The sequence below is a fragment of the Atlantibacter hermannii genome (genome assembly GCF_009907385.1).
Taxonomy (GTDB): Bacteria; Pseudomonadota; Gammaproteobacteria; order Enterobacterales; family Enterobacteriaceae; genus Atlantibacter; species Atlantibacter hermannii_A.
Genome location: NZ_JAAATR010000033.1, coordinates 169,601 through 192,247 on the forward strand (window position 1 = coordinate 169,601; position 22,647 = coordinate 192,247).

Consider the following 22,647-nt stretch of genomic DNA (forward strand, 5'->3'; position numbering starts at 1 on the left):
TGATAAATGATGAGTGATTTCAGGTGGTTTTACGAGTCTCAAACCGTCGTTAAATCTCGTGGGCGAGTCCGAAAAAGTGTGATACAAACGTGTGTTGTCACGCAAACGATAACTTCCAATGATGACAACGAGGCTTGTTGTAGCAGGCTCGCAACTCACAACTTCTCGATGTGGCAGGTTTAAGGCTAATGATCCCACAAATTTCTCAGGCGCCAGGGTTAGTTCAGCTGGTTGTCAACTTTTTGCAGGCACTGGAGCAACACGGGTTTACCGGCGATACCGCTACCCGCTACGCCGATCGTCTCACAATGGCGACCGACAACAGTATTTATCAGCTTTTACCCGATGCGGTGCTCTTTCCGCGCTCCACGGCGGACGTGGCGCTGATCGCCCGGCTGGCGGATGAAGCGCGCTTTGCCTCGCTGGTGTTTACCCCGCGCGGCGGCGGCACGGGCACCAACGGCCAGGCGCTGAACAGCGGCATTATTGTGGATATGTCGCGCTATATGAACCGCATCATGGAGATTAACCCTGAGGAGGGTTGGGTGCGGGTTGAAGCGGGCGTGATCAAAGACCAGCTTAACCAGTTTCTTAAACCCTACGGTTTTTTCTTCGCGCCGGAGCTCTCTACCAGTAATCGCGCCACCCTCGGCGGCATGATCAACACCGACGCCTCCGGGCAGGGGTCGCTGGTGTACGGGAAAACGTCCGATCACGTCTTAGGCGTACGCGCGGTGCTGCTGGGCGGCGATATTCTCGATACCCATGAGATGCCCGCCACGCTGGCGGAAGAAATGGGGCGCGAGCCGGGACCGATTGGCCGCATCTATAAAACCGTGGTGGAACGCTGCCGCGAACAGCGCCCGCTGATCCTGGCGAAATTTCCGAAACTTAACCGCTTCCTGACCGGCTATGACCTGAAAAACGTCTACAGCGACGATTTGAGCCGCTTTGACCTCACGCGCATTCTTACCGGTTCGGAAGGCACCCTGGCGTTTATCACCGAAGCGCGGCTGGATATCACGCCGCTGCCCAAAGTGCGCCAGCTGGTCAATGTCAAGTATGACTCGTTCGACTCCGCGCTGCGCAACGCGCCGTTTATGGTGCAGGCCCAGGCGCTGTCGGTTGAAACCGTCGATTCCAGAGTGCTTAACCTGGCGCGGGAAGATATCGTCTGGCACTCGGTAAAAGAGCTGATTACCGACGTGCCGGAGAAAGATCTGCTCGGGCTGAACATTGTTGAATTCGCCGGAGACGATGAAGCGCTGATCGAAAGCCAGGTGATGGCACTGTGCGCCCGTCTGGATGAACTGATGGCGCGCGGTGAAGGCGGGGTGATCGGCTGGCAGGTGTGCGCTGAGTTAGCGGGCGTTGAGCGCATCTACGCGATGCGTAAAAAAGCGGTCGGGCTGTTGGGCAACGCAAAGGGGCTGGCCAAGCCGATCCCGTTTGCCGAAGACACCTGCGTGCCCCCGGAAAACCTGGCGGATTACATCGTTGAGTTTCGGGCGCTGCTGGACGGCCACGGCCTGAGTTACGGCATGTTCGGCCATGTGGATGCGGGCGTACTGCACGTGCGTCCGGCGCTGGACATGTGCGACCCGCATCAGGAAGTCCTGATGAAGCGCATCTCCGATGACGTAGTGGCGCTGACCGCGAAATACGGCGGCCTGCTGTGGGGCGAACACGGTAAAGGCTTCCGCGCCGAATACAGCCCGGCGTTTTTCGGCGATGAGCTGTACCACGAACTGCGGGTGATTAAAGCGGTGTTCGACCCGAAAAATCGCTTAAACCCTGGCAAAATCTGCCCGCCTGCAGGCATTGACGCGCCGATGAAAAAAGTCGATGACGTTAAGCGCGGCACCTTCGACCGGCAAATCCCCATCGCGGTACGCAGCGCCTGGCGCGGGGCGATGGAGTGCAACGGCAACGGCCTGTGCTTTAACTTCGACGTGAATAGCCCGATGTGCCCGTCAATGAAAATCACCAGCAACCGCATTCACTCACCGAAAGGGCGCGCCACGCTGGTGCGAGAATGGCTGCGGCTGCTGGAAGATCGCGGCGTCGACCCGATCAAGCTGGAAAAAAGCCTGCCGGAGAAACGCGCCAGCCTGCGCACCCTGATTGAGCGCACCCGCAACACCTGGCATGCGCAGAAAGGCGAGTATGACTTTTCCCATGAAGTCAAAGAGGCGATGTCCGGCTGCCTGGCCTGCAAAGCCTGCTCAACCCAGTGCCCGATTAAAATCGACGTGCCGGAGTTCCGCTCGCGCTTCTTGCAGCTGTATCACACCCGCTATCTGCGCCCGGTACGCGATCACGTTGTGGCGACCGTCGAGAGCTATGCGCCGCTGATGGCGCGCGCGCCGAAAGTATTCAATTTCTTTATGAGTCAGCCGTGGGTGAAGGAACTGTCGGCGAAGCATATCGGTATGGTGGATGTGCCGCTGCTTTCCACCCCGACGCTGCAACAGCAGCTGGTGGGCCACCGCAGCGCCAATATGACGCTGGACGATCTTGAAGGGCTGAGCATTGCCGAACGCGACCGCACGGTGCTGGTGGTGCAGGACCCGTTCACCAGCTACTACGACGCACAGGTGGTGGCGGATTTTGTCCGGCTGATCGAGAGGCTGGGCTTTAATCCGGTGGTGCTGCCGTTCTCGCCCAACGGCAAAGCGCAGCATATTAAAGGCTTTCTCGATCGCTTTGCCCGTACCGCGCGCAAAACTTCGGATTTTCTTAACCGCGTGGCCCAACTCGGGATGCCGATGGTAGGCGTCGATCCGGCGCTGGTGCTGTGCTATCGCGACGAATACCGCCAGGCGATCGGCGAGGCGCGTGGTGATTTCAACGTGCTGCTGGTTCACGAATGGCTGCTGCAGGTATTTGAAAATAAAGTGGCGGCGCCGGTGGTGGGCGAATCCTGGTATCTGTTTGGCCACTGTACCGAAGTCACCGCGCTGCCCGGCGCGACGGGGCAGTGGGCGGCGCTGTTCGCCCATCTTGGCGCGAAGCTGGAAAACGTCAGCGTCGGCTGTTGCGGCATGGCGGGCACCTATGGCCACGAAATTAACAATCACGCCAACTCGCTGGGGATTTACGAGCTGTCGTGGCATCAGGCGATGCAGCGCCTGCCGCGCAACCGCTGCCTGGCGACCGGCTACTCCTGCCGCAGCCAGGTGAAGCGCATCGAAGGCAACGGCGTGCGTCACCCCTTACAGGCAATGCTGGAGATACTGGGATGATCTGGAAACGCAGCGCGACGCTGGAAGCCCTTAACGCCATGGGGCACGACAATATGGTGGGGCTGTTGGCTATCACCTTCAGCCATATCGGCGACGATTCGCTGGAAGCCACCATGCCGGTGGACAGCCGCACCCGCCAGCCGTTTGGGTTGCTGCACGGCGGCGCATCGGTAGTGCTGGCGGAAACCCTCGGTTCGGTGGCGGGCTATCTGTGCACCGAGGGGGAACAACGGGTGGTGGGGCTGGAAGTTAACGCCAACCACCTGCGCTCCGCCCGGGCGGGCATCGTGCGCGGCGTCTGCCGCGCGGTGCACGTTGGCCGTCGTCACCAGGTGTGGCAAATCGATATTTTCGATGAACAAAACAAACTCTGCTGTACTTCCCGTCTGACCACTTCGGTAGTGTAAAACCCCTGTTCGGGTCAATAAACTGGCCCGAACAGAGACGAATCCGATCCCGCTCCGCTCGCCGGAATGCCGCACCGTGCCTATACTTCAGTCGCAGCATGTACTGCTTATCCTGCGGAGCCGGCCATGAAATGCCTTGTTTTAAGCATGATCAAAGAACCACCGAAAGATCCCGATAAATGGTTTGATTTGGAAGGAAGACGAACCCGGGAAAACAGGAAATAGCGAACAGTAGCTTTTTATCGAGTAGCCGGAGGTAATATGTCTCAGCGCCCTGATTATGATCCGATCCCCTCTGACAGACCGATCACCGATGACCCTGAACGTTTGCCGCCTGATGATTACGATCCCTTAGACCCGGATATTCCCGATATTGAAGACCCCGATCGGCTTCCGGAAGACGACATCGACCCCGATGTCCCGGATATTGACGATCCGGACAGGCCCGTCAGGCCGTTGTAATGTTTAAGGATACGTTGGTGGCGGGTGTTTACGCCAGACAGGCCGGGTAGCGAACGCTACCCGGTTGATGCGCAGTTAACTGTGAGTTGCAAACCCATTTCTGAACTGATTCAGGTAGTAATCATACCGATTCCGGAACCAGATTTTGCTTTCATGCTCCATCAGGCCGGTAATATTATCCAGATTCACATCCCTGCCGCGTAATTGCATCCCGGCGAAACTAAATGCAAGAAAATCAAAGTTTTGTTCAGACATTACACTACTTTCACTCACAAACTGCATCTATTGCACCTCTACGACAATGTTTAAAGGGTTTAACGTTGACCGGAGATAAGTATTAGCGATATTCCAGAAAAATGTGGAAAATATTTTCATCATTTAAATCAATGGCCTGTATTTTTTATCGTGCAGAGTGAAGCGTAGCGGTAATATTTATTCGCTTATGGATAGAAACAGATAAAAGAATGCAGTTCTGATACGTTTGCCTGAGTGACGAGACAGCGAAAAGCTGTATCTGAATGTCGGTAACTTTCTTACCTAATCACATAAATAGGTATTATCTATACATCTTTTTATTGTGCCGTGACATGCCCATTTTGCATATCAAAATGCCTTTTATTTCAATTGACTAAACCGCACGCATCGCCATCTGCAAGACTGCTGTGAGGGTCTATCCTTAGTAAAGACGCCCAAAAATGCAGCATTCCGCGAATACCCCTGTTACCAGAATGTTGTATTGAGAATAGTTATCACTAACATAGGGCTATCGGCCTGTGGGCTTTGAATCAATGAGGTGAACGATGGATGTGCAAACTGATAACTTCGATCCGAAAGACTTCGCCTGGCAGGGACTGACCCTGACGCCTGAGGCGGCGGAGCACGTCCGCAAGCTGACGGCAGCGCAGGAAGGCATGCTGGGCATACGTCTTGGCATCAAGCAAACCGGCTGCGCGGGCTTCGGCTATGTGCTGGACACCGTGAAAGCACCCCATAAAGACGATCTGCTGTTCGAGCAGGATGGGGCGCGGCTGTACGTGCCGCTGTCGGCAATGCCGTTTATCGATGGCACGGAAGTCGATTATGTGCGCGAAGGATTAAATCAACTGTTCAAATTCCATAACCCCAAAGCCCAGAATGAATGCGGCTGCGGCGAAAGTTTTGGGGTCCAGGCGGATTAATTATGTCTCGTAATACTGAAGCAACTGACGATGTCAAAACCTGGACCGGGCACCTCAACTATAAAGAGGGCTTTTTTACCCGGTTACAGACCGATGAGCTGGCAAAAGGCATTAACGAAGAGGTGGTGCGGGCGATCTCTGCGCGCCGTAACGAACCCGACTGGATGCTGCAATTCCGTCTCGATGCGTATCGCGCGTGGCTGGAGATGGAAGAGCCGCACTGGCTCAAGGCCCATTACGATAAGCTGAACTATCAGGATTACAGCTATTACTCCGCGCCGTCCTGCGGCAACTGCGATGATAGCTGCGGTTCCCAGCCGGGCGCCGTCCAGCAGACCGGCAGCAACAGCTATTTAACCGACGAAGTGGAAAAAGCCTTCGAACAGCTTGGCGTGCCGGTGCGCGAGGGGAAAGAGGTGGCGGTGGACGCCATTTTTGACTCGGTGTCGGTCGCGACCACCTATCGCGAAAAGCTGGCCGACCAGGGGATTATTTTCTGTTCTTTCGGCGAGGCTATCCACGAATTCCCGGAGCTGGTGCGCCAGTATCTGGGGACCGTGGTGCCGTCTAACGACAACTTTTTCGCGGCGCTGAACGCGGCGGTGGCGTCGGACGGCACCTTTATCTACATCCCGAAAGGGGTGCGCTGCCCGATGGAGCTGTCGACCTATTTCCGCATTAACGCGGAAAAAACCGGTCAGTTCGAGCGCACTATTCTGATCGCCGATGAAGGCAGCTACGTCAGCTATATCGAAGGCTGCTCCGCTCCGGTGCGCGACAGCTATCAGCTGCACGCGGCGGTGGTGGAAGTGATCATCCATAAAGACGCAGAGGTGAAATACTCCACGGTGCAGAACTGGTTCCCGGGCGATAACAACACCGGCGGGATTTTAAACTTCGTGACCAAGCGCGCGCTGTGCGAAGGCGAGAACAGCAAAATGTCCTGGACCCAGTCCGAGACCGGTTCCGCCATTACCTGGAAATACCCAAGCTGCATTCTGCGCGGCGATAACTCTATCGGCGAATTCTTCTCGGTGGCGCTGACCAGCGGGCACCAGCAGGCCGATACCGGCACCAAGATGATCCACATCGGTAAAAACACCCGGTCGACCATTATCTCGAAAGGGATTTCAGCAGGACACAGCCAGAACAGCTACCGCGGTCTGGTGAAAATCATGCCGACCGCCACCAATGCGCGTAACTTTACCCAGTGCGACTCAATGCTGATCGGACCGGACTGCGGGGCGCATACCTTCCCGTATGTGGAGTGCCGCAATAACTCGGCGCAGCTGGAGCATGAAGCCACCACCTCGCGCATCGGTGAAGACCAGCTGTTCTACTGCCTGCAACGCGGCATCAGCGAAGACGACGCTATCTCGATGATCGTCAACGGCTTCTGTAAGGATGTATTTTCCGAGCTGCCGCTGGAGTTTGCGGTGGAAGCCCAAAAACTATTAGCCATCAGCCTTGAGCACAGCGTCGGTTAAGCCATAAGGATACGAAATGTTAAGTATTAAAGATTTAGACGTTAGCGTTGAAGATAAGCAGATCCTGCGTGGTTTATCCCTTGAGGTGCGGCCAGGAGAAGTGCACGCCATCATGGGGCCGAACGGTTCCGGGAAGAGCACCCTGTCAGCGACCCTGGCGGGACGGGAAGATTATGAAGTGACCGGCGGCGAGGTGCATTTCAAAGGCAAAGACCTGCTGGAGCTGGATCCGGAAGACCGCGCCGGGGAAGGCATTTTTATGGCGTTTCAGTATCCGGTAGAGATCCCCGGCGTCAGCAATCAGTTTTTCCTGCAAACCGCGCTGAACGCCGTGCGTAAATACCGCGGGCAGGAAGAGCTTGATCGCTTTGATTTCCAGGATCTGATGGAAGAAAAAATCAAGCTGCTGAAGATGCCGGAAGATTTGCTGACCCGTTCGGTCAACGTCGGGTTTTCCGGCGGCGAGAAAAAGCGCAACGATATTCTGCAAATGGCGGTGCTGGAGCCGGATCTGTGCATTCTGGATGAGTCCGACTCCGGGCTGGACATCGACGCCCTGAAGATTGTGGCAGACGGCGTTAACGCCCTGCGCGACGGCAAGCGCTCGTTCATCATCGTAACTCACTACCAGCGTATTCTTGATTACATCAAGCCTGACTATGTACACGTGCTTTATCAGGGGCGCATCGTGAAATCCGGCGACTTCACCCTGGTGAAACAACTGGAGGAGCAAGGCTATGGCTGGCTTACCGAACAGCGCTAACGCACTGCAACAATGGCACCGCCTGTTTGAGGCCGGGGGCGAAACGCGCTCTCCTCAGGCGCAGGAGCACCTGCAACAGCTGCTGCGTGAAGGGCTGCCGGGCCGTAAACATGAAAACTGGAAATACACGCCGTTGAACGGCCTGCTGGAGCGCACATTCGTCGCCCCGGCGCGCCAGCCGGTGGAGGCGGCGCAGGTTCAGCGTCTGGCTCTGCCGGTAGAGGCCATCAAACTGGTGTTCGTTGACGGCGAATATGAGCCATCGCTGAGCGATGACGCCAGCAACAGCGGATTTGACATTGCTGTCAACGACCAGCGCGACAGCCTGCCGCCCGCCGTTCAGCCGGAGGTGTTTTTGCATCTGACGGAAAGCCTGGCGCGTTCGGTGACCCATATTCGCGTCAGGCGCAACCAGCAGCCGGCAAAGCCGCTGCTGTTAATGCACCTGAGCAGCGGGCGCGATGGCGATGAAATCAGCACCGCCCATTACCGTCACCATCTGGTGCTGGAGAGCGGGGCGCAGGCCACGGTGTATGAGCACTACGTCAGCCTTGACGCGCTGCGCCACTTCACCGGGTCGCGCCTGACTATTGAAGGCGGCGCCAACAGCCAGCTGCATCACTACAAGCTGGCGTTCGAAAACCCGGTATGCCACCACTTCGCCCATAACGATCTGCTGCTGGAGCAGGACGCGTCGGTGCTGAGCAGCAGCTTTCTGCTAGGCGGCGCGGTGCTGCGCCACAACACCAGCACTCAGCTTAACGGTGAAAACATCACACTGCGCCTTAACAGCCTGGCGCTGCCGGTGAATAACGAGGTGTGCGACAGCCGTACCTGGCTGGAGCATAACAAGGGCTACTGCAACAGCCGCCAGCTACATAAAGTCATCGCCCGGGATCGCGGTAAAGCGGTGTTCAACGGCCTGATTAAGGTGGCGAAGCATGCGCTGAAAACCGACGGGCAGATGACCAATAACAACCTGCTGTTGGGGCGTCTTTCGGAAGTGGATACTAAGCCGCAGCTGGAGATTTACGCCGACGACGTTAAATGCAGCCACGGCGCGACCGTCGGGCGCATCGACGACGAACAGATGTTCTATCTGCGCTCGCGCGGGATCGACCAGATTTCGGCGCAGAAAATGATTATTTACGCCTTTGCCGCCGAACTGACCGAGTCGGTGACCGATGACGTAGTCAAACAGCAGGTGCTGGCCCGGATCGAGGAGCGCCTGGGAGGTGAGGCATGAGTTATAACGTTGAACAGGTCCGCGCCGATTTCCCGGTGTTGACCCGTGAAGTCAACGGGCAACCGCTGGCCTATCTCGATAGCGCCGCCAGCGCCCAGAAACCCAACGCGGTGATCGATGCGCAGTCGGAACTCTATCGCCACGGCTACGCGGCGGTGCATCGCGGGATCCATACCCTGAGCGCCGAAGCCACCGAGCGAATGGAAAACGTGCGCAGCCAGGTGGCGCGCTTTATTGGCGCGGCTTCACCGGAAGAAATCGTGTTTGTGCGCGGCACCACCGAGGGGATTAACCTGGTGGCTAATAGCTGGGGCATGAGCGCGGTCTCCGCCGGGGATAACATCATCATCTCCACCATGGAGCATCACGCCAATATCGTGCCGTGGCAGATGCTGTGCAAACGCACCGGGGCCGAGCTGCGGGTGATCCCGCTCAATCAGGACGGTACGCTCCAGCTAGAACGGCTTCCTGAACTGATTGACGCCAACACCAGACTGCTGGCCATCACCCAGGTCTCTAATGTGCTGGGCACCGAAAACCCGGTTGCTGAAATGATTAAGCTGGCGCATCAGTCAGGCGTTAAAGTGCTGATAGACGGCGCTCAGGCGGTGATGCACCACCCTGTTGACGTCGCGGCGCTGGACTGCGATTTCTACGTGTTTTCGGGCCATAAGCTCTACGGCCCGACGGGCATCGGCGTGCTGTACGTCAAAGAGGCCATTTTGCAGGCCATGCCGCCCTGGGAAGGGGGCGGGGCGATGATCGCCACCGTCAGCCTGACCGAAGGCACCACCTGGACGGCGGCTCCCTGGCGCTTCGAAGCCGGGACGCCGAATACCGCCGGGATTATCGGCCTGGGCGCGGCGATCCAGTATGTCGGGGAGATCGGCCTGGCGAACATTAACGAATACGAACAGACGCTGATGCGTTATGCGCTGGACGAACTGGCGAAGGTGCCGGATCTCACGCTGTATGGCCCCGCGTCGCGGTTAGGGGTGATCGCCTTCAACCTCGGCAAGCATCATGCCTATGACGTCGGGAGCTTTTTAGATAACTACGGCATTGCGGTGCGCACCGGCCACCACTGCGCCATGCCGCTGATGGATTTTTACGGCGTACCGGCCATGTGCCGCGCGTCACTGGCGATGTACAACACCGAAGAAGAGGTCGACAGGCTGGTGGCGGGATTAATCCGCATTCACCGTCTGTTGGGCTGACAGGGAGATTCTGATGGCAACATTGCCGGAACGTGAAAAACTGTTGCGCAACTTTAATCGCTGCGCCAACTGGGAAGAGAAGTATCTCTATATCATTGAACTGGGACAGCGCCTGCCTGCGCTCAGCGACGAGGCGCACAGCGCGGAAAACAAAATTCAGGGCTGCCAGAGCCAGGTGTGGATTGTACTGAATCAGCGCGACGACGGCGTCATCGAATTACAGGGCGACAGCGACGCCGCCATCGTTAAAGGGCTGATCGCGGTGGTATTTGCGCTGTATCAGCAGATGACCGCTCAGGACATTGTCGCCTTTGATGTGCGTCCGTGGTTTGAACAGATGGCGCTGACGCAGCATCTTACCCCGTCCCGCTCCCAAGGGCTTGAAGCAATGATCCGCGCAATTCGCGCCAGGGCCGCAGAACTTAGCTAAACTCAAAGAGATTGCTTTCATCCTGTTATGCGAGGCGATGAATCGCCTCGTGTTCTTTCAGCATTCCGGCGTTCTGCCGGTGAACACAGGAAATAATTATATGAAACGCGCGGTCTCTTTAACTCCAGTAACATTATCAATACTGTTGGGCGCCTCACAGGCGGCGTTTGCCGTGGATTATCCGCTGCCGCCGCCAGGCAGCCGTATCATTGGGCATAACCAAACCTACGTCGTGCCCAATGACGGCAAAAGTCTCGAATACATCGCCGAGAAGTTTGAAACCGGCGTGTTGTCGCTGATTGAAGCTAACAATACCGTCGACCCCTATCTGCCCAAACCGGGCACGCCGCTGATTATCCCCTCGCAGATGATCCTGCCGGATACGCCGCGCGAGGGAATTGTAATTAATCTGGCGGAGCTGCGACTGTATTACTATCCGCCAGGGCAGAACCGGGTGGAAGTTTACCCGCTGGGGATTGGTCAACTGGGGCGTGAAACGCCGGTGATGGTGACCCGCATTAGCCAGAAAATCCCTAATCCGACCTGGACGCCGACCGCCAATATCCGGGCGCGCTCGCTGGCGCAGGGCATCAAACTGCCCGCAGTGGTGCCTGCCGGGCCGAATAACCCGTTAGGGCGCTATGCGCTGCGTCTGGAAGAGGGCGGCGGTGAGTATCTGATCCACGGCACCAACGTGCGCAGCAGCATCGGGATGCGGGTTAGCTCTGGCTGTATCCGCATGCGCGCGCCAGATATCAAAGCGCTGTTTAGCCAGGCGGCATGGGGGACGCGCGTGCAGATTATTGATGAGCCGGTGAAGTACAGCGTCGAGCCGGACGGCAAACGTTATGTTGAAGTGCACCAGCCGCTGTCGAAAAACGACTGGGATAATCCGCAAACCCTGCCTATCGCGATCAATGCCGCCTTTGGGCAGTTCATCGATGACGGGCGGACCGACGGCATGGCGGTGGATAATGCCATCACCCGGCGGGCAGGCTATCCGGTGGACGTCAGCGGCATGCAAAGCAAACCGTCTGGCTTAGCGCCGGTAGCACCGATTCAGAGCGTTAAAGCGCAGCCGCAGGACGCGGGAAGTCCTCAGCAGGACATTACGTTAGTAAGTGGGCAAAACGGCGTAGTGATGCAGTGAAGGGGCTTAAACGCAGTGCAAAAAAAATGGCGCACAAAGTGCGCCATTCTTAACACAGGTACTATTACTTACGGTATTTAGTAGCCTGGTTGTCCAGACGCTGGTTAGCGCGAGCTGCGTCGTCTTTAGCAGCCTGAACGTCGGAACGCATTGCGTTCACGTCGTTGCTCAGCTGGTCAACTTTAGCGTTCAGAGTCTGAACGTCAGAAGACAGCTGATCGATTTTAGCATTGCTGGAGCAACCAGCCAGCAGAGTAGAACCCAGGATTACCGCGCCCAGTACCAGTTTAGTACGATTCATTATTAATACCCTCTAGATTGAGTTAATCTCCATGTAGCGTTACAAGTATTACACAAAGTTTTTTAGGTTGAGAATATTTTTTTGATGAGAATCCACTTAATTTTGATCGTTCGCTCAAAGAACCAGCGAATTTCTCTGTTCTGTTAAAAAAAGTGTGTTAAAACAGTCTTTTTTCATCGGATTCATCTTAGATTTTTGTTCTGTTGAATAGCTCAATCCGATTTGATTTTTTATTTAATTTGGCTAATGACGAAAATAAAAAAAGCACCCGAAGGTGCTTTTTTAACGCATTAATTAACGTTTTTAATTAAAGAACGTGTACCGATGCAGTATTGGTCGTGCCGCTCGGAACCAGCGCGCCGGATACCATTACCACCACGTCACCTTTATTCGCCAGGCCGCTTTCCAGCGCCGCTTCTTTACCCAGACGATAGAAATCATCGGTAGAGGCGATCTCTTTTACCAACTGCGTGACCACGCCTTTGCTCAGCACCAGCTGACGGGCGGTGATTTCGTTAGTGGTCAGCGCCAGGATGGTGGCGTTCGGGAAGTATTTACGTACTGCTTTAGCGGATTTACCGCCCTGGGTGGCCACAACAATCAGGTTGGCTTCCAGATTTTCAGCGGTTTCCACCGCGCCACGGCACACGGCCTCGGTGATGCGAAGTTTACGGTTGCCGTTATGGTTGTCCAGACGGCTCTGCATCACGCGATCGGTACGCTCGCAGATAGTCGCCATGATGGTGACCGCTTCCAGCGGGTATTTCCCTTTGGCCGATTCGCCGGACAGCATCACGGCATCGGTGCCGTCGATGATGGCGTTCGCCACGTCACCGGCTTCTGCGCGGGTAGGGCGCGGGTTTTTGATCATGGAGTCCAGCATCTGGGTCGCGGTGATCACCACTTTACGGGCGCGAACGCATTTTTCGATCATCATCTTCTGCGCGAAGATGACCTCTTCAACCGGGATTTCCACACCCAGGTCGCCGCGCGCAACCATGATGCCGTCAGACGCTTCGAGGATTTCGTCGAAGTTGTTCAGGCCTTCCTGGTTTTCGATTTTGGAGATGATCTGGATAGCTTCGCCGCCGTTGGCTTTCAGGTGGGCGCGAATTTCTTCCACGTCGGAACGCTTACGGATAAAGGACGCTGCTACGAAATCAACGCCTTGCTCGCAACCGAAGATCAGGTCTTTTTTATCTTTCTCAGCCAGCGCCGGCAGAGCGATGGAAACGCCTGGCAGGTTAACGCCTTTGTTTTCGCCCAGGTCGCCGTTGTTCAGAACCTTACAAATAACCTTGTTGCCTTCGATAGCAGTCACTTCCATACCAATCAGGCCATCGTCCACCAGTACGGTGTTGCCGACGCTCAGGTCATTGGTAAAGCCTTCATAGGTGACAGCAACGATTTCGCTGTTGCCAACGACGGTTTTGTCAGTAGTGAAGGTGAAGGTCTGGCCCGCTTTCAGCGAAACATCGTTACCGCCTTCCAGTTTGATGGTACGAATTTCCGGACCTTTGGTGTCCAGCAGGATGGCGGCTTTCTTGCCGGATTTAGCCATCACGTTGCGCAGGTTTTTGATGCGCTGGCCATGCTCGTCATAGTCACCGTGGGAGAAGTTAAGACGCATCACGTTCATGCCCGCGTCGAGCATTTTAGACAGCATCTCTTCAGATTCGGTTTTCGGGCCGATGGTGCAAACAATTTTGGTCTTTTTCATGACAGTTTAATCTTAACGTTGAGAAGGATAAGGGATTTTTACCCCACGGCATCGCGTGCCATGGGCGGAAACAGGTTGTTTAAAGCGCTGGTGGCACCGTATAAGAATAGGTGACATCAAAAAAGCGTGCAGAGGAATGTATGCTGAAGTTTCAGCCAGTAACAGGCAGGCAAAGTTATTATAAGAATTAAGGCCGTCCAATATGCTGAAACCATTCAAGTTAGAAACGGCGCTAGTATAAGGCAAACGCAACAGGAAGGAAAATAAAAACGCTGTTTCATAAAAGTTTCAGGCAGTTTCACAATCGCCTGTTATCAGCACGTTGCGTTTGAATAAACTTTGTTAATCATATTGTGACCGACCGCTCATTATCGGGTCTGTGGGAACATGAAATAAATCACTGCGCCGATGTTGTATAGACGCACCCGGAGAGATGCGTCCGATTTACGCGTTATTTGGTCTTAGATACCGGGTACAGCAATTCTCTCAAAATGCGGATCCGCTGCTCGGGGGTCAAATAAAAAGGCGAGGGGCAGTGGCGACGGGGTTCACGGGCCCAGACCTCTTTCAGGTTTTGCAGATATTGTTTAATCATCCTGGTTTCTCCTCATTCGGGAACGCTTTCAATCTGGCTGATGAAAAGCGGAAGAAAAACTGACGGCATTAATTTAATTGTTCCGCATTTAACCGACGCATCATCTTCCTGTCATCTCCGGCAGGTTGACTATTTTTTCCTATACTTAGGCTTTGTTCCCGAAACAGGAGAGTAACGATGACGATTCAAAAAAGCGGTCAGGCACACTGGGAAGGCGATATCAAAAGCGGCAAAGGCACCGTCACTACCGAGAGCGGCGTGCTGAGCCAACAGCCTTACGGCTTTAATACCCGTTTCGAAGGCGCAAAAGGCACCAACCCGGAAGAGCTGATTGGCGCGGCGCACGCGGCTTGTTTCTCAATGGCGCTTTCGCTAATGTTGGGCGAGGCGGGGCATAAAGCGCAGTCTATTGATACCAAAGCCGTGGTCTCGCTGGATAAAGCGGGCGGTGGTTTTGAAATCACTAAAGTCGCGCTGACCAGTGAAATTTCTGTACCGGGCGTCGATAAAAATGAATTCGACGAAATTATTCAAAAAGCCAAAGAAGGTTGCCCGGTTTCTAAAGTGCTGAATGCAGAGATTACGCTCAATTACACGTTGAAAAATTAATTCTCTGCTTCAACAATAGAATGGTCACCTTAATCGGTGACCGTTCACTTTTTTGTCGGCTTTCAATGTGAACCTGTTGACCTCACCCTGATGCGTCTATTTTTGTGTCGCATTTTGATTCATGCCAGGTAATCATTAACGTCTGAAAAATTTGGGTTCTCTATTTTTTACGTGAGCAAGTATTTATGGGTAATCAACGTACAGACGAAGCGCTTTATCAGGAGATGTGCAGAGTCGTGGGCAAGGTGGTACTGGAAATGCGTGATTTAGGCCAGGAGCCAAAACACATTGTTATCGCAGGTGTTGTCAGAGCGGCGCTGGCGAATACAAAATTAACGCGTAGCGCGCTTACGGCTGAAGCTATGTCACGAGTCATCGACGCGTTGGCACCGCAGCGCGGCTGATTCGTGGCTTTTGAGCGACGAGGCGCGTTGCGTTAGCCCTCGTTGTTTTATCGACGTTTTAATAAATGGATTTCATTCAAAATTAATCCCTTATTAAAAACAAGCTTAAATAAGCGAGCCGCAGTGGACAGGGTTAGTTTAACCGCTAAATTTTTTAGTGATGAACATACTTATATCCAGGCCATTTGAATGGCGTGTCAATATAGAATAATACTTTTCATCATTCATGATCGTTAATTGACAGCATTCTCTGGCGTACCTCCTGGGCTCAGCCCAAAAAAAACAGTCGTCTAAGCAGTATTAATCGTCAGTCCCGCAGTGTTATTGCTGCTGAATTAACGCTGCCTGGATCCTTATGAGTTTTCTGGCAATACCGATTGCAGGGAGAAATGATGACTGATTATTCTGAGTTAGAACTGGTGATACAGCAGGCAATAGACGGGAGATTGCAAGCGTATGCATGCCGTCGCCCTAATGGGGGGAAAGCATAGCGCCAATCGTACCTTTTGAGCTTGATATGGCCGACCCCTTGCTGCGCGATCCTGGGCGCACAGGAAATATCCTCAGTCAGGCGTTATTTTCCTCTGATGAATTACGCAACGAATTTATTAAAGCGCGCGAACTCTCGGTAGCCAGAGGGATCGGTATGCTCCCCCTTTCTGGCACGACCGGTGCATTCGGTATTCAGGACGTGGATGCCGAATCCATGATGACGTTGCCGGCAAATCAAGCCTATTCAATGGCAGTCAATACCTCTACAAGGGTGGAGGCATTTCGGGGAGGCATAGTGATATTGCCGGACCCGAAGTCGCGCATCTTTTCTGGCAAGCGGCGATCGGCGCGGGTACGCCAGAGTATGATGATTTTGATTTTCAACACCCGAAAATGAAGATTGCTCCCTCTGCCATGACCGCGCGCTTGCCACAAAAATTGATGAGTTTCCTCGGGCGCATTCTGGCTTCCCGCGGTCATGTTGATCGCGCCTGGGCAACCAGTTTCCAGACAATCAAAGACGTTGCACAGACTCAGGGATTTCGCGATGTTGTGGGCAAGTTGAAGACGGAGTTACGTGTTGGTCAAATGGGGCATCTGGAGTAGTGAGTTAATCACTGTGCTTAACAATGCCAGGGACGGTAAGAAAGTGGCGGAGAATGAGATTCTGGCGCTGCGCACCGTGCGTGACGATTATCGTCACTATATTGTTCTGGGCGATCCTGCGGTGTGGATAAGGCCTGAAGCGGCTGAAGAAAAGGGAATCTGATACTGAAAATGGTGCGTTCGATTGGACTCGAACCAACGACCCCCACCATGTCAAGGTGGTGCTCTAACCAACTGAGCTATGAACGCATTACTGTGTGACAGCGGGGACGAATATTAGCGGCAGCCCTGGAGGCTTGCAAGGGAAAAATGGCAATTTTCTTCCGGATTTCACGCGATTGCTGAGCAACTGCGCAAAACGGGGAGAAAGTAATCAGTACCTTAGCCAGAAATAAACAGGGCATCCGCAGATGCCCTTTAACATTAGCGCGCCGCGCGCTGCAAAATCACCGACGACGGCTGGCGTTGCAGGAAGCGCATCCGCAGCATCATCAAAATCGCCGCTGAGGTCAGCCCGATAATAAAGCCCATCCAGAAGCCTGCCGGCCCCATCGGCTCCACTACCCAGTCGGTCAGCGCCAGAATATAGCCGCTCGGCAACCCCAGCACCCAGTACGCGGTGAACGTAATAAAGAAAATTGAACGCGTATCTTTGTAACCGCGCAGGATGCCGCTGCCGATCACCTGGATGGAGTCGGAAATCTGATAAATCGCCGCCAGCAGCATCAGTTGGGTAGCAAGGGCGATAACCGCCGGATTGTCGTTATACAGCAGGGCGATAGGCTCGCGAAAAATCACCGTGAACAGCGCGGTGAACACCGCCATGCACACGCCGACGCCCAGACCGGTCCGGGCGGCGGTTTGCGCTTCCAGGGTGGAACCCTGGCCCAGGCGATAGCCCACGCGAATGGTCACTGCCGCGCCCAGCGACAGCGGCAATACGAACATCAGCGAGCTGAAGTTGAGGGCGATCTGATGACCGGCCACGTTGACAATCCCCAGCGGCGATACCAGCAAGGCCACCACCGCAAACAGCGTGACTTCGAAAAACAGTGCCAGCGCGATGGGCAGACCCAGTTGGGTCAGGCGTTTCAACACTGCCCAGTCTGGTTTCTGGAACCCGGTGGCGCTGTGAATATCGCGCATTGAACGGGCGCGGGTGACATAAGAACGCATGGCGATAAACATCACCCAGTACACCGCCGCCGTCGCCACACCGCAGCCGACGCCGCCCAGTTCCGGCATCCCGAAATGGCCGTAAATAAAGATATAGTTCACCGGAATGTTAACCAGCAGGCCGATAAAGCCCATCACCATACCCGGTTTGGTTTTCGCCAGCCCTTCGCACTGGTTACGCATCACCTGGAAAAAAAGGTAGCCCGGTGCGCCCCACAGCAGCGCCCGCAGGTAGCCAACCGCTTTATCAGCCATCAGGGGGTCAATATCGTGCATGGCGTGGATGATATAACCGGCATTCCACAGCACGAACATCACTAACAGCGACACCATACCCGCCAGCCAGAAGCCCTGCTGGACTTGATGGGGCACGCGGTCACGCCGCCCTGAGCCGTTAAGCTGGGCGATAACCGGCGTCAGCGCCAGCAGCAGGCCATGGCCGAACAGGATCGCGGGCAGCCATACCGAGGTGCCAATGGCAACGGCGGCCATATCGGTGGCGCTGTAACCACCGGCCATCACCGTATCGACGAATCCCATTGCGGTTTGGGCGATTTGCGCGAGGATCACCGGGATCGCCAGAGCTAATAACTGACGCGCTTCGACAAAATACTTCTGCACGAGAACACCTTTTATATTGTTGTTATATGAAAAACAAAAAGCCGCCAACGGTGGCAGCAAGAAGAGGTTGCAGGGGAATAGTCAGACTATTGTAGCGGGAGTTCATTATTAAGCCAGTGAATTGTGTAACCTACTGGCAAGCGCAATTTTCACCTGTTATTGTGCATGCATCGTGTGAATGGCACCTTGCCAGTTTGCTGTTATTCAGGAGTTAGCCTTATGTTTACCGGTATTGTCCAGGGCGTGGCGAAAATTATCGCCATCGATGAAAAACCGAATTTCCGTACCCACGTGGTGGAATTACCGCCGTCGCTGCTGCCGGGCCTCGAAACCGGCGCGTCGGTGGCGCACAACGGCTGTTGCCTGACGGTGACCCACATTGACGGTAACCAGGTAAGCTTTGATTTAATGAAAGAAACCCTGCGCATCACTAACCTCGGTGAGCTGGCGGTGGGGGACCTGGTAAATATTGAACGCGCCGCGAAGTTCAGCGATGAAATTGGAGGGCATTTGATGTCCGGCCATATTATGACCACGGCGGACGTTTCAAAAATATTAACCTCGGAAAATAACCGCCAAATCTGGTTTAAACCGCAGGATGCCACGCTGATGAAGTATATTCTGCACAAAGGGTTTATTGGCATTGACGGTATTAGCCTGACGGTGGGCGAAGTGACCGCTTCCCGCTTCTGCGTCTATTTAATTCCAGAGACGCTTCAGCGCACGACGCTGGGAAATAAAAAGCTCGGTCAGCGAGTCAATATTGAAATCGATCCGCAAACCCAGGCGGTGGTGGATACCGTTGAACGCGTGCTGGCAGCGCGCGACGCGGCGGTGAAAATCCCCGACGCATAATCCCTTAAAAAAACCCGGCTGGCCGGGGTTTTTTTTAGCGCGCCACACGCAAACCGTTTTCGATGCCCCGGCTAAAAACCACCTGCCAGAGCTGAAGATCCCGGGCGCGAAACGCGCCGGCGCAGGCGTTCAGGTAATAGCTGAACATCCGTTTGAAACGTTCGGAATAATGGCCCGCCAGCGCAGGCCACGCCTCCATAAACCGCGCGTGCCAGGCCATCAGCGTCTTATCATAATCCGCGCCAAAGTTATGCCAGTCTTCCATGACAAAATGATCCGCGCTGGCATCGACGATATGGCGCATTGAAGGCAGACAGCCGTTGGGGAAAATATACTTATTGATCCACGGATCGACATTGTTATCGGTTTTGCGCGAGCCGATGGTATGCAATAAGAAAATCCCGTCCGGCGCCAGATTGCGGTTCACCACGTCAAAATAGGCGGCATAGTTTTTCGGGCCGACGTGTTCAAACATGCCTACCGAGACAATGCGGTCAAAACGATCGTTAAGGTCGCGGTAGTCCTTCAGCAGGATAGTAACATCCAGGCCCTGGCAACGTTCACGGGCCATTTTCTGCTGTTCGGCGGAGATGGTCACGCCGGTGACCGATACGCCGTATTCCCGCGCGGCGAACTCCGCCAGCCCGCCCCAGCCGCAGCCGATATCCAGAATGCGCATCCCCGGCGCCAGCTGGAGTTTTTCACACACCAGCCGCAGTTTATCGCGCTGGGCATCGGCGAGATTGTCAGCCGTTTTCCAGTAGCCGCAGGAGTACTGCATCTGCCCGTCGAGCATGCAGCTGAACAGGTCGTTGCCTAAATCGTAGTGCTCTTTGCCCACCCTCCAGGCGCGCTTTTGCGTCTGGAGATTAAAAATACGCGCGCCCACTACCCGCAAGGTATCTTTAAAGTGGGTCGGCAACTGATTTTCCAGGCCCGCTTTGATCACGTTAGTAAAAAACTGGTCCAGCCGCTCGCACTCCCACCAGCCGTCCATATAGCTCTCGCCCAGACCAAGCGATCCCTGTTGCAAAACGCGTTTATAAAAATCGGGGTTTTTGACCTGAAGGTCGGCAGGGGAAGGGCCATTAATGGTGATACCCGCTTTGCTCAGCAGGTCATTGACGATGCGGAACCACTGGTTATCCCGTAATCCGACTTCTTCTATACACGATGAACTCATAGCTTCTCCATCACTGTGCGGTGAACATCACCCTGAGGCCAGGGCGGCGAGAAATTTCGCGGCAGATACCGCGAGCCTGAAATCCGACGAGAACAGAGGAAGGGAGAAGGCCCTTACCGTAAAGGCCATCCGTGGTGCTAAGTGAAAAGTCCGTGGTTACTTTTATTTTTAAAAGACTGCCAATCAGTATAGAACTCACCCAACGGGGGTTCAATAAAAAATAATTAGCAGTCTAATTAAAATGATGAAGCGGATCAGGAGCTTTGCGACGACGTCGCGGGCTGGCGCAACTGCGCCGTTGCGCTGTCAGTCGCCTGCATCCGGTAGCCCAGTGCGACGATCAGCACGGTGGACAACATCACGCTGGTCGTAGAGAGCAGCGGCGCAGAGGAGACCAGCCAGGAAACGGCCAGGCTGGACAGGAAACACAGCCCCAGCTGTAAGGTATTTTGCAGCGCGGCGGCGCGGCCCGTGGCCTGCGGGAAAGGCTGTAGTGCAGAGGCCACCACGATAGGGTAAATCGCGCCATTGACCGCCGCCATCAGGCAGAACGGGATAAGGATCAGCGTCAGGCTGGGGTTAGGCATCAGTCCCGCGCCCCAGGTGCTCACTACGCTCAGGGCGAACAGGATCAGCAGCCACGGCAGCATCTGCGGGCCATGCCATTTTTTCAGCGCGCTGCGGCAGCCATAACCCCCAATCAGAAAGGCGATCGTCTGCGGCACATAGCTCAGGCCAATAGCCGTCGGGCCGTAACCCATATCATTAAGAATAAACGGCGAGCCGGTCAGCCAGGCGAAAAAGCTGGCGGAGCAGCCTGCATAAATCAGCACGTTGCCACGGTAGGTTTTCGAGCGCAGCAGGGTCATAAAGCTGAGCGACGGCGCGTCGGCAGGGTGCGCCTGGCTGCGCGGCTTCAGGCGCAGCGCCGGGATCATCAGCGCCAGGGTCACGGCGAACAGTACCAGGAAGATCACTTTCCAGTCGAAATGGTGCAGCAGCCAGCTGCCCAGCAGCGGGGCGAGGGCGGGCGACAGAGCCACCAGCGGCATGATGGTGGCGAAAATACGGTTAGTGCGGGTCGCGGGATAGTAATCAGTCACCAGGGCCTGCCAGGTTACTGCGGCGGCACAGACGCCCACCGCCTGGACAAAGCGCAGCGCCAGCAGCATGGCGGCGTTGTCTACCCACAGCATACCCAGGCAGCCCAGGGCGAAAATGCTCAGCCCGGCCAGCAGGATCGGTTTGCGGCCATAGCGGTCGGATAAGGGGCCCCACGCCAGTTGCGCAACGGCAAATCCGGCAAGGAACAGGCTCAGGCTGGCGCTGACGGCGGAAGCCTCGGTCCCCAGATCCTGTTGAATGGCGGCAAACGCCGGTAAATACATATCGGTGGCCAGGAAGCCCAGAACGCTCAACCCCGCCAGCCAGACTAAAAAACCTCGTGAAGGACGCATGGTAATTCTCTTCTTTTCTTGATCTGATAACCCAAACTACGGACGCAGGAGTGTACAAAAGTGCAATCGTTGTTGTGAAACGTTAATATTTGCACGTTCCTTTCAAAATTTTTGCAGGCAGAAAATGTGGTCTGAATATTCTCTTGAAGTGGTTGATGCGGTTGCGCGTAACGGCAGTTTCAGCGCGGCAGCGCAGGAACTGCACCGGGTGCCGTCAGCGGTGAGCTATACCGTCAAGCAACTCGAAGAATGGCTGGCGGTTCCGCTATTTATCCGCCGCCACCGGGAGGTCGAACTCACCCCTGCCGGGGCGTGGTTTTTGAAGGAAGGCCGTTCTGTTATCAGAAAAATGATGGTCACCCGCCAGCAGTGCCAGCAGATCGCCAACGGCTGGCGCGGTCAACTCTCTATCGCCGTGGACAACATCGTCAAACCGGCGCGCACCCGGCAGTTGATCCTCGATTTCTATCGTCATTTCGACGATGTGGAGCTGATTGTCGCTCAGGAGGTGTTTAACGGCGTGTGGGACGCGCTGTCGGACGGGCGCGTTGAACTGGCGATTGGCGCGACTCAGGCGATCCCGGTGGGGGGGCGTTTCGCATTTCGCGATATGGGGCCGCTAAGCTGGCAGTGCGTGGTAAGCGCCGATCATCCGCTGGCGAAGGAAAACGCGCCGCTCAGCGATGACCAACTGCGCCAGTGGCCGTCGCTGGTGCTGGAAGATACCTCGCGCTCGCTGCCCAAGCGCACCACCTGGCTGCTGGATAATCAGCGTCGCGTGGTGGTGCCGGACTGGGCGACGGCGATGGCGTGCCTCAACAATGGCTTATGCGTGGGGATGGTGCCTGCACATGTGGCCCACGATCCGGTCGTCGCCGGGCGCTGGAAAACGCTGATGCTCGACGATCCGTTCCCGGATTCGCCGTGTTGCCTGACGTGGAAACAGACCGATACCTCGCCAGCGCTATTGTGGCTGCTGGATTATCTGGGAGACAGCGAAACGCTGAACCGGGAGTGGTTGATGGAGCCGGAATAACCGGCTC

Annotated in this window: 24 protein-coding genes and 1 tRNA gene; 16 read left to right on the forward strand and 9 right to left on the reverse strand. The window is 55.2% G+C overall.

What is annotated here, in order from left to right; translation table 11 throughout:
• The first annotated feature begins 188 nt into the window (after nt 1–188).
• From ydiJ to GV764_RS10430, 3 genes are all read left to right on the forward strand, one after another.
• Nucleotides 189–3,245 carry a D-2-hydroxyglutarate dehydrogenase YdiJ gene (ydiJ, locus tag GV764_RS10420; protein WP_161660090.1) on the forward strand — a complete coding sequence of 1,019 codons (3,057 nt, stop codon included), beginning with the start codon at nt 189–191 and terminating at the stop codon, nt 3,243–3,245.
• Nucleotides 3,242–3,652, forward strand: coding sequence for a 1,4-dihydroxy-2-naphthoyl-CoA hydrolase (gene menI, locus GV764_RS10425; RefSeq protein ID WP_161660091.1), 411 nt, complete (start codon nt 3,242–3,244; stop codon nt 3,650–3,652). The genes ydiJ and menI overlap by 4 nt, the downstream gene beginning before the upstream one ends.
• A 261-nt stretch (nt 3,653–3,913) precedes the next feature.
• On the forward strand, nt 3,914–4,114 hold the full coding sequence (locus GV764_RS10430; RefSeq protein ID WP_161660092.1) for a hypothetical protein: 201 nt from the start codon (nt 3,914–3,916) through the stop codon (nt 4,112–4,114).
• A gap of 75 nt (nt 4,115–4,189) precedes the next feature.
• Here GV764_RS10430 and GV764_RS10435 read toward each other — a convergent pair whose 3' ends face one another.
• Nucleotides 4,190–4,396, reverse strand: a complete 207-nt coding sequence (locus tag GV764_RS10435; protein ID WP_161660093.1) for a glycogen synthesis protein GlgS — start codon at nt 4,394–4,396, stop codon at nt 4,190–4,192.
• A 518-nt stretch (nt 4,397–4,914) separates the two neighbouring features.
• On the opposite strand from GV764_RS10435, the gene sufA reads away from it, so the two are divergent.
• The 7 genes from sufA (at nt 4,915) to ldtE (ending at nt 11,585) form a co-directional block, all read left to right on the forward strand.
• Entirely contained in the window at nt 4,915–5,292 is a 378-nt protein-coding gene (gene sufA / locus GV764_RS10440) for a Fe-S cluster assembly scaffold SufA (RefSeq protein WP_161660094.1), read from the forward strand.
• 2 nt (nt 5,293–5,294) lie between these two features.
• Nucleotides 5,295–6,779, forward strand: coding sequence for a Fe-S cluster assembly protein SufB (gene sufB, locus GV764_RS10445; RefSeq protein WP_161660095.1), 1,485 nt, complete (start codon nt 5,295–5,297; stop codon nt 6,777–6,779).
• A gap of 16 nt (nt 6,780–6,795) precedes the next feature.
• Complete coding sequence (gene sufC / locus GV764_RS10450) at nt 6,796–7,542, forward strand: Fe-S cluster assembly ATPase SufC (RefSeq protein WP_161660096.1); 747 nt, start codon at nt 6,796–6,798, stop codon at nt 7,540–7,542.
• Nucleotides 7,517–8,788 (forward strand): Fe-S cluster assembly protein SufD, encoded by a 1,272-nt coding sequence (gene sufD / locus GV764_RS10455; protein ID WP_161660097.1) that lies wholly within the window; start codon nt 7,517–7,519, stop codon nt 8,786–8,788. The genes sufC and sufD overlap by 26 nt, the downstream gene beginning before the upstream one ends.
• On the forward strand, nt 8,785–10,005 hold the full coding sequence (sufS, locus tag GV764_RS10460) for a cysteine desulfurase SufS (RefSeq protein WP_161660098.1): 1,221 nt from the start codon (nt 8,785–8,787) through the stop codon (nt 10,003–10,005). The genes sufD and sufS overlap by 4 nt, the downstream gene beginning before the upstream one ends.
• A 13-nt stretch (nt 10,006–10,018) precedes the next feature.
• Nucleotides 10,019–10,435 (forward strand): cysteine desulfuration protein SufE, encoded by a 417-nt coding sequence (gene sufE / locus GV764_RS10465; protein WP_161660099.1) that lies wholly within the window; start codon nt 10,019–10,021, stop codon nt 10,433–10,435.
• A gap of 100 nt (nt 10,436–10,535) precedes the next feature.
• Nucleotides 10,536–11,585, forward strand: coding sequence for a L,D-transpeptidase LdtE (gene ldtE, locus GV764_RS10470; RefSeq protein WP_161660100.1), 1,050 nt, complete (start codon nt 10,536–10,538; stop codon nt 11,583–11,585).
• Nucleotides 11,586–11,649: 64 nt separating this feature from the next.
• Here the strand turns inward: ldtE and lpp are convergent, their stop codons facing one another.
• From lpp to GV764_RS10485, 4 genes are all read right to left on the reverse strand, one after another.
• Entirely contained in the window at nt 11,650–11,886 is a 237-nt protein-coding gene (gene lpp, locus GV764_RS10475; protein ID WP_001082307.1) for a murein lipoprotein Lpp, read from the reverse strand.
• 307 nt (nt 11,887–12,193) lie between these two features.
• Nucleotides 12,194–13,606: a pyruvate kinase PykF gene (pykF, locus tag GV764_RS10480; protein WP_161660101.1), complete on the reverse strand. Its 1,413-nt coding sequence runs from the start codon at nt 13,604–13,606 to the stop codon at nt 12,194–12,196.
• A gap of 12 nt (nt 13,607–13,618) precedes the next feature.
• The gene (ynhH, locus tag GV764_RS22400) at nt 13,619–13,858 is read right to left on the reverse strand and encodes a protein YnhH (protein WP_476561216.1); all 240 of its coding nucleotides are present in this window, start codon (nt 13,856–13,858) and stop codon (nt 13,619–13,621) included.
• A gap of 199 nt (nt 13,859–14,057) precedes the next feature.
• The gene (locus GV764_RS10485) at nt 14,058–14,201 is read right to left on the reverse strand and encodes a hypothetical protein (RefSeq protein ID WP_161660102.1); all 144 of its coding nucleotides are present in this window, start codon (nt 14,199–14,201) and stop codon (nt 14,058–14,060) included.
• A gap of 177 nt (nt 14,202–14,378) precedes the next feature.
• On the opposite strand from GV764_RS10485, the gene GV764_RS10490 reads away from it, so the two are divergent.
• The 4 genes from GV764_RS10490 to GV764_RS10505 all read left to right on the forward strand — a co-directional run bounded on the left by GV764_RS10490 (nt 14,379) and on the right by GV764_RS10505 (nt 16,475).
• Nucleotides 14,379–14,810, forward strand: coding sequence for an OsmC family protein (locus tag GV764_RS10490; RefSeq protein WP_161660103.1), 432 nt, complete (start codon nt 14,379–14,381; stop codon nt 14,808–14,810).
• 185 nt (nt 14,811–14,995) lie between these two features.
• Nucleotides 14,996–15,214, forward strand: coding sequence for a fumarate hydratase FumD (gene fumD, locus GV764_RS10495; RefSeq protein ID WP_161660104.1), 219 nt, complete (start codon nt 14,996–14,998; stop codon nt 15,212–15,214).
• Between the two features lie 517 nt (nt 15,215–15,731).
• The gene (locus tag GV764_RS10500; protein ID WP_161660105.1) at nt 15,732–16,103 is read left to right on the forward strand and encodes a hypothetical protein; all 372 of its coding nucleotides are present in this window, start codon (nt 15,732–15,734) and stop codon (nt 16,101–16,103) included.
• Nucleotides 16,104–16,283: 180 nt separating this feature from the next.
• Nucleotides 16,284–16,475, forward strand: coding sequence for a hypothetical protein (locus GV764_RS10505; RefSeq protein ID WP_161660106.1), 192 nt, complete (start codon nt 16,284–16,286; stop codon nt 16,473–16,475).
• Between the two features lie 9 nt (nt 16,476–16,484).
• Here the strand turns inward: GV764_RS10505 and GV764_RS10510 are convergent.
• Both GV764_RS10510 and mdtK read right to left on the reverse strand, forming a co-directional pair.
• Nucleotides 16,485–16,561, reverse strand: a tRNA-Val gene (locus tag GV764_RS10510).
• Nucleotides 16,562–16,735: 174 nt separating this feature from the next.
• Nucleotides 16,736–18,109: an MdtK family multidrug efflux MATE transporter gene (gene mdtK, locus GV764_RS10515; RefSeq protein ID WP_161660107.1), complete on the reverse strand. Its 1,374-nt coding sequence runs from the start codon at nt 18,107–18,109 to the stop codon at nt 16,736–16,738.
• A gap of 219 nt (nt 18,110–18,328) precedes the next feature.
• On the opposite strand from mdtK, the gene GV764_RS10520 reads away from it, so the two are divergent.
• Nucleotides 18,329–18,964 carry a riboflavin synthase subunit alpha gene (locus GV764_RS10520; protein WP_161660108.1) on the forward strand — a complete coding sequence of 212 codons (636 nt, stop codon included), beginning with the start codon at nt 18,329–18,331 and terminating at the stop codon, nt 18,962–18,964.
• A gap of 34 nt (nt 18,965–18,998) precedes the next feature.
• Here GV764_RS10520 and cfa read toward each other — a convergent pair whose 3' ends face one another.
• Both cfa and punC read right to left on the reverse strand, forming a co-directional pair.
• Nucleotides 18,999–20,147, reverse strand: a complete 1,149-nt coding sequence (gene cfa / locus GV764_RS10525; protein WP_161660109.1) for a cyclopropane fatty acyl phospholipid synthase — start codon at nt 20,145–20,147, stop codon at nt 18,999–19,001.
• 254 nt (nt 20,148–20,401) lie between these two features.
• Nucleotides 20,402–21,604 (reverse strand): purine nucleoside transporter PunC, encoded by a 1,203-nt coding sequence (gene punC, locus GV764_RS10530; protein ID WP_161660110.1) that lies wholly within the window; start codon nt 21,602–21,604, stop codon nt 20,402–20,404.
• Nucleotides 21,605–21,728: 124 nt separating this feature from the next.
• Here punC and punR point away from each other — a divergent pair, with 124 nt between their 5' ends.
• On the forward strand, nt 21,729–22,640 hold the full coding sequence (gene punR, locus GV764_RS10535; RefSeq protein ID WP_161660111.1) for a DNA-binding transcriptional activator PunR: 912 nt from the start codon (nt 21,729–21,731) through the stop codon (nt 22,638–22,640).
• Nucleotides 22,641–22,647: the final 7 nt, after the last annotated feature.

Coding starts and splice junctions, on each gene's coding strand:
- punC (WP_161660110.1), bottom strand. CDS start 21,604: ATGCGTCCTTCACGAGGTTTTTTAGTCTGGCTGGCGGGGTTGAGCGTT.
- ydiJ (WP_161660090.1), top strand. CDS start 189: ATGATCCCACAAATTTCTCAGGCGCCAGGGTTAGTTCAGCTGGTTGTC.
- sufB (WP_161660095.1), top strand. CDS start 5,295: ATGTCTCGTAATACTGAAGCAACTGACGATGTCAAAACCTGGACCGGG.
- punR (WP_161660111.1), top strand. CDS start 21,729: ATGTGGTCTGAATATTCTCTTGAAGTGGTTGATGCGGTTGCGCGTAAC.
- sufS (WP_161660098.1), top strand. CDS start 8,785: ATGAGTTATAACGTTGAACAGGTCCGCGCCGATTTCCCGGTGTTGACC.
- sufC (WP_161660096.1), top strand. CDS start 6,796: ATGTTAAGTATTAAAGATTTAGACGTTAGCGTTGAAGATAAGCAGATC.
- fumD (WP_161660104.1), top strand. CDS start 14,996: ATGGGTAATCAACGTACAGACGAAGCGCTTTATCAGGAGATGTGCAGA.
- menI (WP_161660091.1), top strand. CDS start 3,242: ATGATCTGGAAACGCAGCGCGACGCTGGAAGCCCTTAACGCCATGGGG.
- ldtE (WP_161660100.1), top strand. CDS start 10,536: ATGAAACGCGCGGTCTCTTTAACTCCAGTAACATTATCAATACTGTTG.
- GV764_RS10430 (WP_161660092.1), top strand. CDS start 3,914: ATGTCTCAGCGCCCTGATTATGATCCGATCCCCTCTGACAGACCGATC.
- sufA (WP_161660094.1), top strand. CDS start 4,915: ATGGATGTGCAAACTGATAACTTCGATCCGAAAGACTTCGCCTGGCAG.
- sufE (WP_161660099.1), top strand. CDS start 10,019: ATGGCAACATTGCCGGAACGTGAAAAACTGTTGCGCAACTTTAATCGC.
- pykF (WP_161660101.1), bottom strand. CDS start 13,606: ATGAAAAAGACCAAAATTGTTTGCACCATCGGCCCGAAAACCGAATCT.
- GV764_RS10490 (WP_161660103.1), top strand. CDS start 14,379: ATGACGATTCAAAAAAGCGGTCAGGCACACTGGGAAGGCGATATCAAA.
- sufD (WP_161660097.1), top strand. CDS start 7,517: ATGGCTGGCTTACCGAACAGCGCTAACGCACTGCAACAATGGCACCGC.
- GV764_RS10520 (WP_161660108.1), top strand. CDS start 18,329: ATGTTTACCGGTATTGTCCAGGGCGTGGCGAAAATTATCGCCATCGAT.
- GV764_RS10485 (WP_161660102.1), bottom strand. CDS start 14,201: ATGATTAAACAATATCTGCAAAACCTGAAAGAGGTCTGGGCCCGTGAA.
- GV764_RS10500 (WP_161660105.1), top strand. CDS start 15,732: ATGGCCGACCCCTTGCTGCGCGATCCTGGGCGCACAGGAAATATCCTC.
- cfa (WP_161660109.1), bottom strand. CDS start 20,147: ATGAGTTCATCGTGTATAGAAGAAGTCGGATTACGGGATAACCAGTGG.
- GV764_RS10435 (WP_161660093.1), bottom strand. CDS start 4,396: ATGCAGTTTGTGAGTGAAAGTAGTGTAATGTCTGAACAAAACTTTGAT.
- lpp (WP_001082307.1), bottom strand. CDS start 11,886: ATGAATCGTACTAAACTGGTACTGGGCGCGGTAATCCTGGGTTCTACT.